A 15,168-nucleotide genomic window follows, 5' to 3' on the forward strand; every position below is an offset into this window, starting at 1 on the left:
CTTTTTAAACGTTGAATTGTTTGAGTTCGCTGATAGAGATCCTGTTCTCGTAAATGGCCTTGCCAATAATAGCCCCCGCACAACCAGCTTCCTGCAGGGCTTCCACGTCGCGGATATTACTCACGCCACCGCTGGCAATAAAGTGGATGTTGTTAAAACGCTCCAGTATCTTTTTATACAAATCCACCGAAGGCCCCTGTAACAATCCGTCTTTAGAGATATCGGTACAGAAAACGTTCGTCACACCTTTGTCTACATTCGACTGTAAAAAGTCGTACACGCTCAGCTCAGTTGTTTCCAGCCAGCCGCCTACTGCTATGTTCTCCCCTTTTACGTCGGCGCCTAAAAACATTTTATCTGCTCCGTATTGTTGCAGCCAGCCAAAGAAGATCTCCGGCTGCTTAACGGCCACGCTGCCAATGGTAGCCATCGCCGCGCCGCTTTCAAACACAATACTGATGTCCTTATCTGTTTTAATGCCTCCACCGAAATCAATCACCATGTTTGTTTTACCGGCAATATCTTCCAGCACTTTCCAGTTTACCACCGCGCCTTTTTTAGCACCGTCGAGGTCTACCAGGTGCAGGCGCGTAATACCTGCATCTTCAAATTCTTTCGCCACTTCCAGCGGGTGCTCGTTGTACACCGTTTTTTGTGCATAGTCGCCCTGTGTAAGGCGAACACATTTACCGCCGATAATGTCGATAGCGGGAATAATTTCAAAAGGCATTATCTATAAGTTCAAAAAGCTTTCAATGAGTTTCTCTCCGTGTTCCGCACTCTTTTCGGGGTGGAACTGTACGGCGTAAAAGTTATTCTTCTGCAAAGCAGCGCTGTAATTGATCACGTAGTTCGCGATAGCAGTAGTTTCCGAGCCCAGCTCGGCATAATAGCTATGCACGAAATACATGTACGCGTTCTGCGGTACGTGTTCAAATATCTTACTGTGTAAACCGGTAATGTTGTTCCAGCCGATCTGCGGGATCTTCAGCAGGTTCTCCACCGGTGAAGTAAATTTCTTTACGTTCAGGTCGAAAATGCCGAGGCATTCGGTGTTGTTTTCCTCAGAGTGTTTACACATCAGCTGTTGCCCCAGGCAAATGCCAAGCGTAGGCTGCTCCAGGTTTTTGATCACCTTATCCAGGCCTTTTTCCTGCAGGTACTTCATAGCACTGCTGGCTTCTCCCACACCGGGGAATATCACCTTATCGGCCGCCTGTATCTCTTTCGGATCGTCGGTTACCACGCCTTCGATATTCAGGCGTTCCAGTGCGAACAGCACAGAGCGGATGTTTCCAGCGTTGTATTTTATAATAACGGTCTTCATAATCTGTATTAGTTGATGATCGCCTTTACAAACTGGTTAACAGTTTGCGGTACATCGTTGCTTGTTTCCAGTGCTTTTACGAACGCGCTGCCAATAATGGCGCCGTTGCTGTAAGCACTTGCCGCCTCAAAAGTAGCTTTATCTTTTATACCAAACCCAATCAGCACCGGGTTTTTAAGCTGCAATTTTTTGATGCGCTCGAAATACTGCTTCTGCCCGGCAAACTCTTTGTCCTTACCAGTAGTAGAGGACGAAGACACTGCATATACAAATCCCCTGCTCAGCCCGTCGATTTTACGGATACGTTCATCACTGGTTTCGGGAGTGATCAGGAAGATAAGATGCAGGCCATGTTTTTCGAAAAGCGGTTTGTATTCATCCTCGTATTCGTCCATCGGCAAATCGGGCAGGATGATACCATCTACGCCGGTAGCGGCACAATGTTCGAGGAAGTTCTCCACGCCAAACTGCAGTACCGGGTTAATATAACCCATCAGGATAATAGGCAGGTTTACACGTTGCCTTACATCTTTCAGTTGCTCAAACAATTTCTTAATGCTCATGCCATTGGCAATTGCTTTTGTGCTGCTGGCCTGTATTACCGGCCCATCTGCCAACGGGTCTGAAAAGGGCATGCCCAGTTCTACCATATCGGCGCCTGCCGCTTCGAGCGACTGCATCACCCCAACAGTATCATTGATAGCGGGGTAACCTGCGGTGCAGTATATATTGAGAATGTTGTTTTGCTTTTTGCTGAACAATTGGTCAATGCGGTTCATTGCCTATTATTTTTTAAGATTTTTAATATAGGTTTCCAGGTCCTTGTCGCCACGGCCCGAAAGACACACGACCACTACATCCGTTGGCTTCAGGTCCAGCTCTTTCAGCTTGGCCAGCGCGTGTGCGCTTTCCAATGCGGGAATAATCCCTTCCAGGCTACACAACTCGTAAGCCGCCTGCAGCGATTCTTCGTCCGTAGCATTCAGGAACAAACCACGGCCGGTATCGTACAGGTGAGCGTGCATAGGGCCTACTCCGGGATAATCAAGCCCTGCGGAAATAGAATGCGGCTCTACGATCTGCCCGTCTTCGGTTTGCATCAGCAGGGTTTTACTGGCATGTATCACACCTATTTTACCCAACTGCGAAGTAGCCGCCGAATATCCACTGTGAACACCTTGTCCCGCCGCCTCTACCGCCACCAGTTTCACGCCCTCATCTTCTGTAAAATGAAAGAAGGTACCGGCTGCATTACTGCCACCGCCCACACAGGCTACTACATAATCAGGCAACTCACTACCTGTTTTCTCTTTCAGCTGTGCCCTTATCTCTTCACTGATCACCGACTGGAAACGCGCTACCATATCAGGATATGGATGCGGGCCTACTACAGAACCAATGATATAATGCGTATCAACCGGGTTATTGATCCAGTCGCGGATGGCTTCGTTAGTAGCGTCTTTCAGGGTTTGACTGCCGCTGGTAGCTGCTACCACGGTAGCGCCCAGCATTTTCATACGGGCCACGTTAGGCGCCTGGCGTTGTATATCGACACTACCCATGTAAACAATACATTCCAGCCCCATTAACGCACACACCGTAGCCGTAGCCACACCGTGTTGGCCGGCACCGGTTTCTGCGATAATACGCTTCTTACCGAGGCGTTGCGCCAGTAATATCTGCCCGATGGTGTTATTGATCTTATGTGCGCCAGTATGGTTAAGGTCTTCGCGCTTCAGGTAAATTTGCGCACCGTATTTTTCGGAAAGCCTTTTAGCCAGGTATAACGGGGACGGACGGCCAACATAATCTCTCAACAGGTCTTCAAACTCCTTTTGAAAGGCGGGGTCGCTCATGATCTCCATATATTTCGTACGCAGCTCTTCTACGTTCGGGTACAGCATTTCGGGGATGTATGCACCGCCGAATTTACCGTAATACCCTTTCTCATTTACATGATACTTAGATCCCTTCGTGTTAACCGCAATATTCATCGTCCTAATTATTTTACGGGTGAGTGTTTGATGTTGTTGATGAAAGCATGTACCTGGTCCATATTTTTAACACCAGGTGCTGTTTCAAATTTGCTGTTTACGTCCACTGCATACAAAGCGGGCAGTCCCAGCTCCATTACAGCTTCTGCATGCGAGGGGCCAATCCCCCCGCTCAGGAAAAATGGTGTTTTAAAAGGGTACTGCGATAGCAGCGCCCAGTCGAACAACTTACCGGTACCGCCATATTCGGCGCCGGCGGTATCAAAAAGAAAGTAATCGCATACATATTCATACCGGGCTACGGTATCAAAAAGCCCAACACCGTCGCCAATGCGGAAGGCTTTGATCACCACTGCCGATTCTCTCACAGTGGCACAGTAGTCAGGCGTTTCATCGCCGTGTAACTGCGCTACGTCCAGGCCGTAGTCCTTGATGATCTGTAGCACCTGCGACAAGGGAGCGTTTACGAACACGCCTACCTTTTTTATGCCTTTACCGGTTTCGCGTACGGTACGGGCATCCAGTTTATTACCAACGAAACGTGGTGAACGTTCGTAGAAAATAAAGCCGGCATAGTCGGCGCCGCCTTCTATGAGCAGCTTTAACTGTTCTGCTTTGGTAATGCCGCAGACTTTTACTTTCATATAGCTTTCAGTTGTTCCTTTAATGTATTGGCAAAGGCTTCAAATGCGGCCGGCGGGTTCTCCTGTTTCATGAAATGTTCTCCGATCAGGAAACCATCGAAGCCGGCACGTTTCAGCGCTACAATGCTTTCAATATCATTGATGCCGCTTTCGGCTACTTTATATTTATCGGAAGGTATTTCTTTGGCCAGCTCAAACGAACGGTTAATATCCACCGTGAAGTTGGTGAGGTCGCGGTTGTTTACGCCCACCAGGTGCACCGATGGCGCTACCTTTTCCAACTGGGGCAAACTGTTTACTTCCAGCAGCACTTCCAGTCCAAGGTCTTCTGCGTATTTAGCGAGATGGGCCACTTCTTCCTTCGTTAAACATTCGGCGATCAGCAATACCACATCGGCACCAATAGCTTTGGCTTCGGCGATCTGGTACTCATCTATCACAAAATCTTTACGGAGAATAGGAATGCGGTTGATGGAGCGGGCCACCTGCAGGTCGTCTATAGAGCCACCGAAATAAGGGCCGTCTGTAAGGACGGAGAGGCCCGATGCGCCAAAGCGGGAGTACGCACAGGTAACGTCTTTCACGCTAAACTTGTCGTTGATAATTCCCTTCGATGGCGATTTACGCTTAAACTCGGCAATAATGCCTGTTTTATCCGGCATACGCAGGAACTCGCGCAGGGAGAAGGGACTGCACCTGTACAGGGGTGACAGGTTCAGGTCTTTAATGCTGCGCTGTTTTTTGCGCTCTTCCACTTCTACCCGTTTGGTTTCCACTATTTCCGATAAAATATTTTTCATGCCCTAGAGTTTATTGAAGACTGATCAATTTTTGGAACGATTGATATGCTTTGCCCGATTCCAGCGAAGTTACTGCCGCCTGGAAGCAGGATTCGTAATCGGCGTAAGTACCGAGGCAGTGAAGCCCCATGGCCGAATTGGCCAGCACAACAGAATTTTGCGCCCATGTACCTTCTCCTTTCAGCACTTTCACAAATATCTTCGCTGCTTCTTCGGTAGTGGCACCACCGTAAATATCCTGTGGCGTTACTTTCCGTTTACCCAGCGCTTCCGGTGTCCAGTTGTGTTCTCCTTTATTGGTAATCACTTTGGTATCACCTGTAAGAGAAATCTCATCGTAGCCGTCGAGGCTGTGTACAATGGCAAAACGCTTGTCGGTTTGCTGGAAAAGATAGTTATAAATTCTGGCCATTTCAAGGCTGTACACGCCTATGAGCTGCGATTGGGCGAAAGCAGGGTTCACCAGCGGGCCCAGCATATTAAAGAAAGTGCGTACACCTAACTGTTTGCGGATGCCGGCTACATTCTTCAATGCAGGATGAAACATTGGTGCGTGCAGGAAACAGATGCCTGCCTCTTCCAGTTCCTTTTGTAATGCACCCTGGTCGTTTTTAAACTTATAGCCTATCAACTCCATTACATTGGATGCGCCGCTTACAGAAGACACGCCATAGTTGCCATGTTTGGCCACCTTTCCACCGGCGCCTGCCACGATAAAGCAGGAAAGGGTGGAAATATTAAAGGTGTTCTTCTGGTCGCCGCCGGTACCAACAATATCCAGCACGTCGTGACCATTAAGATCAACCGGCACACACATTTCCAGCAGTGCATCGCGGAAACCGAGCAGTTCGTCGATCGTAATGCTGCGCATCAGGAAAACGGTCATGAAGGCCGCCAGCTCACTATCGTTGTACAATCCTTTGGATATACCAGTCAGTATTTCTTTTGCCCCTTCGCGGGTAAAGGTTTTATGTTCGAAAAGGTAGTTAAGTATTTTTTTCATGTTGATGATGTTAGTGGTTGAGAAAAAAGGAAACTTCTATTTCTCCAGCCAGTTCCGCAAAATCTGCTCTCCTTTCGGTGTAAGCACACTTTCGGGATGGAACTGCACACCGCTTACATCATAAGTTTTGTGTTGCAGGGCCATTACAAAACCATTTGCATCGCGCGCGGTTACTTCCAGTTCGGCCGGTAGTGATTTTTCATCAACCACCCATGAATGATAACGACCCACTTCCAGTTCGTCGGGCAGGTTGTTAAACAGCCTTCCGCTGCGCGAGATAACATTTACAGGCGTAGCCACGCCATGATATACTTCAGAAAGATTGATCAGTTTTCCGCCAAAGGCCTGGCCAATGGCCTGCTGACCAAGACATACACCAAATATAGATTTGGTGGCTGCGTATTCTTTGATCAAAGGCAGCAGTAAACCTGCTTCCTCCGGAATGCCCGGGCCAGGCGAAAGAATGATCTTATCGTAGGCCTTCACGTCCTCCAGCTTGATCTTATCGTTACGGTGCACGGTAACTTTACCGTTAATGATCTTTTCCACCAGGTGCACCAGGTTGTAGGTAAAAGAATCGTAGTTATCGAAAACGAGGATGTTCATTGTCAGATGTTTTGAGCCTTGATAATGGCCTGTTTCAGTGCATTCAGTTTATTGTTTACTTCTTCCAGTTCGGAGGTGGCTACCGATTTGGCCACTACTCCTGCGCCTGCCTGGTAGTACAGCGTATTGTTTTTGCTCAGCATCGAACGGATCATGATAGCATGATTAAAATCGCCGTTAAATCCAACAAATCCTACGCAACCGCCATAGAAGCCACGCGAAGTGGGTTCATAACGGTCTATCAGTTCCATGGCCTTAAACTTGGGAGCGCCGGAAAGGGTGCCCGCAGGGAAGGTATCGGCCAGTATACTGAAAGGCGGGGTTTTACCGTCGATATCGCCGGTTACTTCGCTAACAAGGTGAATAACATGGGAATAAAAATGGATTTGCCTGTACGATGTTACTTCCACATTGGTAGCGTGGCGGCTCAGATCGTTGCGGGCAAGATCTACCAGCATTACGTGTTCCGCGTTCTCCTTCGGATCTTCCAGCAACTGCGCAGCGAGTTGTTTATCCTGCTCGTCGTTGCCTGTACGCCTGAACGTGCCGGCAATAGGGTGGATCACCGCTTTACCGTTACGCATGATCAACTGCGCTTCGGGCGAAGAGCCCATTAATTTATAGTCGCCGTAATCGAAGTAAAAAAGGTAGGGAGATGGGTTGATGGAGCGGAGGGCGCGGTATACATTAAACTCGTCGCCGGAAAATTGCTGGTTAAAGGAGCGGGACAGTACGATCTGGAAAACATCTCCGCGGAAGCAGTGTTCGCGGCCCTTTTCCACCATCTGTATGTATTGCTCCCCTGTCATATTACTCTTCTCTTCTCCAACCGGGGCAAAAGGATAAGCGGGGAAGTCTTTGATGCGGATCAGCGATTCGATCTGGTCAAATTCGCTCTCCACCCCGTCTATCGCGTTTTCGCATAAGTACATCTCATCCTTGAAGTGGTTAATGACGATCACATACTGGTAAAAACGATAGCGCATCAGTGGGATCGTATTACCGTTGGTTTCGCGCTTCTGGAATTTGATGGTTTCGAAAAACTGAACGGAATCGAACGTGCTGTAACCGTAAAGTCCTTCAGTAAAAGGCACGGGACTCTTTTCCGTAAAGGTGAAGCTTTGGAGGAAGTTATCCATTTCTTTCAAAACTTCCGCAGGGCTGTTCAATTGCCTGCGTTCCGGTTCCTTATTGGGGTACTTGAACTCGAAAATATCCGTAGAGGTAACCTCAATGCCAGCAATGGGTTTGATGGCAATAAAAGAATAACTGTTTTCGCTGGCATGCGAGTCGGTGCTTTCCAGCAATATAGACCCGGGGAATTTATCCCTGATGCGCAGGTAAATACTTACCGGTGTATACACATCGGCCAGCATCTGTTTGAATTTCGTCCGTACCTGAATCTGTTTCATGATGGAACTCAGTGTATGCTTTTGTACCGGGCGTTTAGCCCGGGGATGGCTGAATAATACTTTCGGATATCCTGCTTCTTTCTCCGTTCCGGAACCGGCCTAAAAAGCAGAAGGCCCGCTGTGTACAGCGAGCCTTCAAATATTTGTAATACAAACATGGCACTGTTACACAGCGTAAGCTCTGGAAACGTGCCACCAATATTTGTATGTGAAAGTCTTTGTCATATCGGGAACAAATATGCAAGGAAATCCGCACAATTACAAATTTATTTTAAAGCACGCCTTTTGTACTCGGAAGCTGCATATTATCGGGGTTGCGCTTCACTGCCATTTTGATTGCCTTGGCAAAGGTTTTGAAGATGGCCTCTATTTTATGATGCTCGTTATCTCCCTCTGCCTTGATGTTCAGATTGGCCCGGGCCGCGTCGGAGAAGGATTTAAAGAAGTGGAAGAACATCTCTGTAGGCATCTCTCCTATCTTCTCTCTCTTAAACTCCGCGTCCCAAACAATCCAGTTACGACCGCCGAAGTCGATGGCTACCTGGGCCAGGCAGTCGTCCATAGGCAGGCAGAAGCCGTATCGTTCTATCCCTCTTTTATCGGCCAAAGCGGTACCAATGGCCTCGCCCAGTGCAATACCGGTATCTTCTATGGTGTGGTGTTCATCTATATGCAGGTCGCCTTTTGCCTGTATGTCCAGGTCAATACTGCCGTGGCGGGCAATCTGGTCGAGCATATGATCAAAGAAATGTAAACCTGTGCTGATATTGGCTTTGCCGGTGCCGTCGAGGTTTAATTTAATGCGGATATCGGTTTCTTTGGTGGTACGTACATGTTCCACCTGGCGTAAACCTACTTTCAGGAATTCGTAGATCTTAGCCCAGTCGGTGGTTTCAAGTGCTACCACTTCCTGTAGTTTAGCCGCATCTCCACTCACTTCCGCAGCGCCCAGGGAGCTGTCTTCTTTCATCCAGATGGCTTTGGCGCCCAGGTTCTGGGCCAGTTGCACATCGGTAATACGGTCGCCTATCACGAAGCTGTTCGCCAGGTCGTACGTGCCGTCCATATACTTCGTAAGCATGCCGGTACCGGGTTTGCGGGTAGGTTTGTTTTCGGCAGGCAAACTACAATCGATGCAGATATCAGAAAACACTACGCCTTCACCTTCAAATGAACGCAGGATGTGGTTTTGTGCGGGCCAGAAAGTATCTTCTGGAAAAGACGCCGTGCCCATACCATCCTGGTTGCTCACCATTACCAGCACATAATCCAGTTCTGCAGCTATCTTCCCGAGGTAAGTAAATGCTTTGGGATAAAACTCCACCTTGTCCAGACTGTCGATCTGGTACGTTGGTGGTTTTTCTTTGATCATGGTGCCGTCGCGGTCTATGAACAGTATTCTTTTCATGCTTGTAATGCGTTTAACAGTTTAACGTTTTCTTCCGGTGTACCTACGGTAATACGCAGGCAGCCTGCACACAGTTCTACTTTGGAGCGGTCGCGCACAATAATGCCCTGTTCTACCAGCTTATTATACAATCCTTTCGCATCCACGGTTTTGGCCAGTACGAAGTTGGCGTCGCTGGGGTATATTTTTGTTACCACGGGCAGTTTGGCCAAACCTGCTACCAGCTTCTCGCGCTCGTCCACTGTTTCTTTAATCCAAACATTCACACGCTCCATATTCTCAAGTGCTTCCAGCACTAAGTCCTGTGAAGCCTGGTTGATATTATAAGGTGGTTTGATCTTGTTCATCACATCGATGATCGGCTCGCCCGCAAAGGCCATCCCTACACGTAAAGCTGCGAGTCCCCATGCCTTCGACAGTGTTTGTAACACTACCAGGTTAGGATATTCTGTCAGTTCCTGTATAAATGTTTTTTGTTTGGCGAAGTTGATGTAAGCTTCGTCGATTACCACCACACCATCGAAGTTGTTCAGCACCATTTCAATATCCACGCGGTTAATGGAGTTACCGGTAGGGTTATTGGGCGAGCAGATAAAGATAAGTTTGGTATTGGCGTCGATGGCTTCTTCGAGGGCGGGGAGGTCTAACTGGAAATCTTCGGTGAGGCTTACTTTACGGATAACGGTGTCGTTAATGTTGGCACTTACTTCGTACATGCCGTAGGTAGGCGGACAAAGCACCACGTTATCGATGCCGGGGCGGCAGAAGGCGCGGTAGAGTACATCTATACATTCATCGCTGCCATTACCGAGGAAGATGTTTTGTGGCGGCACGCCTTTTATATCGGCCAGCTTGTATTTGATCTTCCATTGCATGGGATCGGGATAACGATTGTAATCCTTTTCCAGTGGAGAGCCGAAGCTGTTTTCGTTAGCGTCCAGGAAAACGCCGGCTTCTCCTTTAAACTCATCTCTTGCGGATGAATAAGGCACCAGCCTTTTAATATTATCGCGGAGTAAATTATTTAAGTCGAACATGATTCAGTACATTAATTGTTGATTGCTTTTAAACGAACAGTAACGGCCAGTTTATGTGCATCCAGCCCTTCTGCCGCGGCCATGGTTTCTATCACCGGCCCAAGTTTTTGTAACCCTTCGCGGCTCAGTCGCTGGAACGTGATCTTTTTCACAAAGCTATCGAGCGATACACCACTGTACGCAGTGGCATAACCGTTGGTAGGTAAAGTATGGTTGGTGCCCGAAGCGTAGTCGCCTGCACTTTCAGGAGAATAATTACCGAGGAATACAGAACCTGCATTTACCACCCGGGCTGCAATAGCTTCGTCGTCCTTACAGGCCACGATCAGATGTTCCGGCGCATAAGCGTTCAGCAGCTCCATCGCATCGTCGAGGTTTTTCACCAGCAACAGTTTACTGTTATTCAGCGCCTGTTCCGCAATATCGCGGCGGGGCAGTTCTTTCAGCTGTGCTTCCACAGCCGCCTGCACATCAGCGATCACTTTTTCCGAAGTGGTTACCAGCACTACCTGGCTATCCGGACCATGCTCCGCCTGCGATAACAGGTCGGCTGCCACAAATTCAGGTACACAGGTATCGTCGGCCAGCACGGCAACTTCCGAAGGACCAGCAGGCATATCGATCGCTAACCCGGCTTTGCTTACCAGTTGTTTTGCGCAGGTAACGTACTGGTTACCCGGACCAAACACCTTGTACACCCGTGGCACGCTTTCGGTACCATAAGCCATAGCGCCTATTGCCTGTACACCGCCTATCTTAAATACACGGGTGATACCAACGAGTTGTGCGGTGTAAAGAATTGCAGGGTGAATACCATCTTTACCGGCAGGGGAACAAAGCACAATTTCTTTACAACCCGCCAGCTTAGCCGGTATACCCAGCATTAAGATGGTGGAGAACAAAGGTGCAGAGCCACCCGGAATGTACAAGCCTACCTTTTCGATGGCAGTGGCGCGGCGCCAGCATTGTACACCGGGCATGGTTTCTACCACGGTTGTTTGTTCCTGTTGCTGTTGATGGAATACTTCGATATTACTTTTAGCCTGTTGTATAGCAGCTTTCAGCTCGTTGCTCACCTCAGCGGCAGCGGCAGCAAATTCAGCTTCACTTACACTGATATCTCCCAGTTCGGCCTTATCGAACTGCAGTGCAAATTTGCGTACAGCTACGTCTCCGTTGGCTTTCACCTCTTCAAGTATAGCGGCCACCCTGGCTTCCAGGTCGCGCGTATCAAATGCGGGCCTTTGCAGTAACTGGTTCCAGGTGCTTTTTTCCGGGTAACGGATATATTGCATCGCTTTAATTTTTAAATCACCATTTTTTCGATCGGCACTACTAAAATGCCTTGTGCGCCGGCGGCTTTCAGGCTTTCGATAATGTCCCAGAAGTCGTTTTCGTTCAGTACAGAATGTACAGAGCTCCAGCCTTCTTCGGCCAGTGGCAGTACGGTAGGACTTTTCATACCGGGCAGCAGGCTGATAATCTTAGCCAGGTTATCGTTAGGGGCATTCAGCAATACGTATTTATTGTTCTTCGCCTTCTTAACAGCTTTAATGCGGAACAGCAGTTTGTCCAGGATCTGGGTTTGTTCTGCCGTCAGTTTTTTATTGGCGATCAGTACTGCTTCCGATTTCAGGATGGTTTCTACTTCCTTCAAACCATTCATGAATAAAGTAGAACCGCTGCTTACGAGGTCGCATATAGCATCGGCCAAACCAATACCGGGTGCAATTTCAACCGAACCGCTGATCTCGTGAATTTCCGCCTTAATGTTATTTTTATCAAGGAACTGACCGAGTATTACGGGGTAACTGGTAGCAATGCGCATATTCTGCATATCGCTTACCGTGTTGTACTCCATTGTTTTGGGAACGGCCATTGATAAACGGCATTTACCAAAACCCAGTTTCTCGATCGCATCTACCGGGCGGTTTTTCTCCAGCACAACGTTTTCGCCAACGATACCGATATCGGCTACGCCATCTTCCACGTATTGCGGAATATCATCATCGCGCAGGAAAAATAGTTCCAGTGGAAAGTTGCTGGCTTCTGTTTTCAATTTGTTAACACCGTTGTTCATATCAATTCCGCATTCCTTCAGCAGTTTGATAGAATCGTCGTGTAAACGGCCTGATTTCTGGATCGCAATTCTAAGTTTTTGCATTGTATCTGTTTTTGGCCGGCTCCCGGCAGCCTTAAATAAAAAAAGGCCTACCGGAACCGGTAAGCCTTTGATGATGTTTTTATATCTTTTAAGTACATAAAATCATCCCAGCCCACCGCTCTGGTAAGTATGATGATGATGTGTATGTACGTTGTTATTTTTCATTTCGGGTACAAAAGTAACAAGTATTATGGAAAATGCAACTATTTTTTTCCAAATGCCTGCACCGCCTTGGATTTGGTGCTAAAAATTCTCCAAAAGCCTTACTCTCAGATGCTTTAGGGCCAATTTCATGTGCGTTTTTACCGAATTGATGGAGATGCCCATGTTATTGGCCGTTTCCTGGTACTTTTTATCATCAAGATAAATAGAGGTAAAAACCTGTAGTCTTTGCGGGGGCATTTCGTTTACGGCATGCGTGAGCATTTCTTTTACTTCCCTGCTGTAAACCTCCGGTAACACGTAATCACGGAGGGTTAACTGGTAATCGAGTTGCCTTACTTCCTGGAAAGCCTTTTTAGTGAGATGATTAAAACAACGGTTCTTAACAGAAGTCCACATATAACGCTCAATATCGTCGATGCGATAGTACTCCCGTTTTTCCCAGATGTCGGCAAACAGGTTTATTACAATGTCCTTCGCATCCTCCCTGTTTCCAAGAATAGCATACGCTGCGATGCAAAACACCTCATACTTCTGCCTGTAAATTGTTTCAAATGTAGCTGCTTCCATTTTTTTGTAAAACATTGCCCCGTCCTCATGTTAGAAAACATCAGAACGCGGGTCTTAAGCTATTAATAAACGGACTGGAAAATAACAGGTTACACAATGCGACGATGAAAGTTATGCCTCATAAGGCTCCCAAAGTTGACAAACTAATCCAAACAATTCACGCCGCAAATCTAAGCAGGATGGTGGGACTTTAAAAGCGTTCGCTTGTTAATGTGTGGTTAAACGGGGCAAAAAGAGAAATTGGAGGCCAGGAATGGCCTCCACTACTATAGACACTTAATAAATGCCATCGATGCACATTAAAGTACCGATGTAATAAGAAGACCAATAAAAAGACCTTAAGGGTGAACCGCCTGAAAAATATCTTAACATATTATATATGATAAAGTGTTTTCGCGTTGGATGTAAACGCGTTCAATTAAAAACTTCGTTATAAATTTTAATGGATTTCGTATTTTGTAAGTCTTAACGTTACGAGTTAAAAATGGGCACAGAAAAGATAACATGCCCCGTGGTGATCGAAAAAAACAGGACTAGCCATATTCTCATTAATATGCGACCGGACAAGAGGAAAAAAATTGATACGTTATTACTGAAGCAACTTTCGGGTAGCTTATCTTCTGCCGAAACTGCCGCACTGCAGCAGTTTACAGACGAACATGCTGACGTGAAGGCACTACAACTGGCCCTGCAGGCACGCATGCATACGCCTGAAGCGCAACTGTTTAAACAAAGCCTCGATGCCGATAAGGACTGGACGCAGGTACTACTGCGAATAAACAAAAACAAGCAGTAATTATCTCACTGTAAGTGTAAATTGGGATGGTTCATTATAACGCTGATATTAGTAATCGTTTATTCATCGGCGTTATTCAACCGGATTTTCGCATTACGCCAATACTTGTTTACTGGTTCGTCAGGTCTATATTGATACGACCTCTCGTTTTTCCCCAATATGTAAATAGCGCTTTGCCTACAATGGAATCCTTTGGCACCGGACCTTCATAGCGGCTATCCAGGGCATTATCGCGATTATCGCCCATAATAAAATAGTGACCCGCCGGCACCCTGATCCCCTTCATGGTATGAAAAGAAGTATCTAGTATTCTTGGCGTTTTGTACACGCTATAACTATGACCGTTTGGTAGTACCTGCGTAAAAAGCTGTTTTTTTATGGGACTGCCAAATTCATCTCCAGGATCAAACTCCCCCTCCTTGTGTGTTACCTCACTCACCAGCTTTTCAGCACAAACCCTGCCGTTGATAACAGGGTTGTTGGCCAGGATGTCCAACTCATCGCCCGGCAAACCTATTACACGATGAATAACGTAATGGCCATTGTGTATGTATACTACCATGTCGCCATACGCTATATCCTCATTGTTATATGCACGTGTGTTTACAACAATTCTATCGCCTACAAGCAACGTTGGTTCACTGGATGGACTAGGAATGATAAATGTACTGACACCCAAAACGTTAAAAAAGTTATTAGCACCCCATACCAACATCACACCAAATGCGGCCAACAGGTGATAATACCAGGTATTAAATGGCTTAGGCTCATATTTAATCTGCCTTTTAGAAGCGGTTACGGCGGCCTCTATCATCAAAAAAAGACGAAAACTGGTGTCAACTAAGGTTAAAATTATGAAGCCATAAAATGTAAAAGCCGTTCCGCAGAGGCCTGCAATAATTAAGCAGGTATAGTATCCTACGAAATAAAAAACCGCCTTTTTCAATTGTCCGTTGTAAAGCTGGCCAAGGCCTGGCAAAAATCCGAGCAAAAATGCGATCAATGGGTTTCGCGGTTTGTTCTTTCGGTCTAATTCCCCGAGATCAATATTGGTAACGGACATAGTAGGTATTTAAGGGTAGCTGCAAGATAGAAAAGAAATTTCCTGGCACTGCATATTTTTTCGCTGAGGCTGAAGAAACAAACACAGCCTGACAAGCTGTATGCTGTAAATCTTATACGGATTAACAATCGGCTTAACGCTATTTCACTCTTCATAAGAAAAAATGCTGGTGAACAAAAAAA

The 15,168-nt window shown here is 47.0% G+C and carries 16 protein-coding genes; 1 reads left to right on the forward strand and 15 read right to left on the reverse strand.

Going from position 1 to position 15,168, the window contains the following annotated elements; genetic code table 11:
- Positions 1-4 precede the first annotated feature (4 nt).
- The 14 genes from hisA to QZT80_RS04820 form a co-directional block, all read right to left on the reverse strand.
- Complete coding sequence (gene hisA, locus QZT80_RS04755) at positions 5-730, reverse strand: 1-(5-phosphoribosyl)-5-[(5-phosphoribosylamino)methylideneamino]imidazole-4-carboxamide isomerase (protein WP_295118415.1); 726 nt, start codon at positions 728-730, stop codon at positions 5-7.
- A gap of 3 nt (positions 731-733) precedes the next feature.
- Positions 734-1,327, reverse strand: a complete 594-nt coding sequence (hisH, locus tag QZT80_RS04760) for an imidazole glycerol phosphate synthase subunit HisH (RefSeq protein WP_295118417.1) — start codon at positions 1,325-1,327, stop codon at positions 734-736.
- Between the two features lie 8 nt (positions 1,328-1,335).
- A complete protein-coding gene (trpA, locus tag QZT80_RS04765) occupies positions 1,336-2,106 on the reverse strand; it encodes a tryptophan synthase subunit alpha (RefSeq protein ID WP_295118419.1) in 771 nt (256 codons plus the stop codon).
- Positions 2,107-2,112: 6 nt separating this feature from the next.
- Positions 2,113-3,321 (reverse strand): tryptophan synthase subunit beta, encoded by a 1,209-nt coding sequence (gene trpB / locus QZT80_RS04770; RefSeq protein WP_295118422.1) that lies wholly within the window; start codon positions 3,319-3,321, stop codon positions 2,113-2,115.
- A gap of 8 nt (positions 3,322-3,329) precedes the next feature.
- Positions 3,330-3,965, reverse strand: a complete 636-nt coding sequence (locus tag QZT80_RS04775) for a phosphoribosylanthranilate isomerase (RefSeq protein WP_295118425.1) — start codon at positions 3,963-3,965, stop codon at positions 3,330-3,332.
- Positions 3,962-4,765, reverse strand: a complete 804-nt coding sequence (gene trpC, locus QZT80_RS04780) for an indole-3-glycerol phosphate synthase TrpC (RefSeq protein ID WP_295118428.1) — start codon at positions 4,763-4,765, stop codon at positions 3,962-3,964. The genes QZT80_RS04775 and trpC overlap by 4 nt, the downstream gene beginning before the upstream one ends.
- Before the next feature lie 10 nt (positions 4,766-4,775).
- Entirely contained in the window at positions 4,776-5,768 is a 993-nt protein-coding gene (gene trpD / locus QZT80_RS04785; protein ID WP_295118431.1) for an anthranilate phosphoribosyltransferase, read from the reverse strand.
- A 36-nt stretch (positions 5,769-5,804) separates the two neighbouring features.
- Positions 5,805-6,374 (reverse strand): aminodeoxychorismate/anthranilate synthase component II, encoded by a 570-nt coding sequence (locus QZT80_RS04790; protein ID WP_295118433.1) that lies wholly within the window; start codon positions 6,372-6,374, stop codon positions 5,805-5,807.
- A gap of 2 nt (positions 6,375-6,376) precedes the next feature.
- A complete protein-coding gene (locus QZT80_RS04795; protein ID WP_295118436.1) occupies positions 6,377-7,786 on the reverse strand; it encodes an anthranilate synthase component I family protein in 1,410 nt (469 codons plus the stop codon).
- 271 nt (positions 7,787-8,057) lie between these two features.
- Positions 8,058-9,194 carry a bifunctional histidinol-phosphatase/imidazoleglycerol-phosphate dehydratase HisB gene (gene hisB / locus QZT80_RS04800; protein ID WP_295118439.1) on the reverse strand — a complete coding sequence of 379 codons (1,137 nt, stop codon included), beginning with the start codon at positions 9,192-9,194 and terminating at the stop codon, positions 8,058-8,060.
- On the reverse strand, positions 9,191-10,231 hold the full coding sequence (gene hisC / locus QZT80_RS04805; protein ID WP_295118442.1) for a histidinol-phosphate transaminase: 1,041 nt from the start codon (positions 10,229-10,231) through the stop codon (positions 9,191-9,193). Before hisC ends, hisB begins: the two co-directional genes overlap by 4 nt.
- 11 nt (positions 10,232-10,242) lie before the next feature.
- Complete coding sequence (gene hisD, locus QZT80_RS04810; protein ID WP_295118445.1) at positions 10,243-11,526, reverse strand: histidinol dehydrogenase; 1,284 nt, start codon at positions 11,524-11,526, stop codon at positions 10,243-10,245.
- A gap of 11 nt (positions 11,527-11,537) precedes the next feature.
- Positions 11,538-12,395 (reverse strand): ATP phosphoribosyltransferase, encoded by an 858-nt coding sequence (hisG, locus tag QZT80_RS04815; protein WP_295118448.1) that lies wholly within the window; start codon positions 12,393-12,395, stop codon positions 11,538-11,540.
- 243 nt (positions 12,396-12,638) lie between these two features.
- Positions 12,639-13,142, reverse strand: a complete 504-nt coding sequence (locus QZT80_RS04820) for a sigma-70 family RNA polymerase sigma factor (RefSeq protein WP_295118451.1) — start codon at positions 13,140-13,142, stop codon at positions 12,639-12,641.
- Between the two features lie 538 nt (positions 13,143-13,680).
- On the opposite strand from QZT80_RS04820, the gene QZT80_RS04825 reads away from it, so the two are divergent.
- The gene (locus QZT80_RS04825; RefSeq protein WP_295118454.1) at positions 13,681-13,923 is read left to right on the forward strand and encodes a hypothetical protein; all 243 of its coding nucleotides are present in this window, start codon (positions 13,681-13,683) and stop codon (positions 13,921-13,923) included.
- Between the two features lie 109 nt (positions 13,924-14,032).
- On the opposite strand, the gene lepB is transcribed toward QZT80_RS04825, so the two are convergent.
- The gene (lepB, locus tag QZT80_RS04830; protein WP_295118456.1) at positions 14,033-14,986 is read right to left on the reverse strand and encodes a signal peptidase I; all 954 of its coding nucleotides are present in this window, start codon (positions 14,984-14,986) and stop codon (positions 14,033-14,035) included.
- Between the last annotated feature and the right edge of the window lie 182 nt (positions 14,987-15,168).

Source organism: uncultured Chitinophaga sp. (assembly GCF_902168175.1).
GTDB lineage: Bacteria > Bacteroidota > Bacteroidia > Chitinophagales > Chitinophagaceae > Chitinophaga.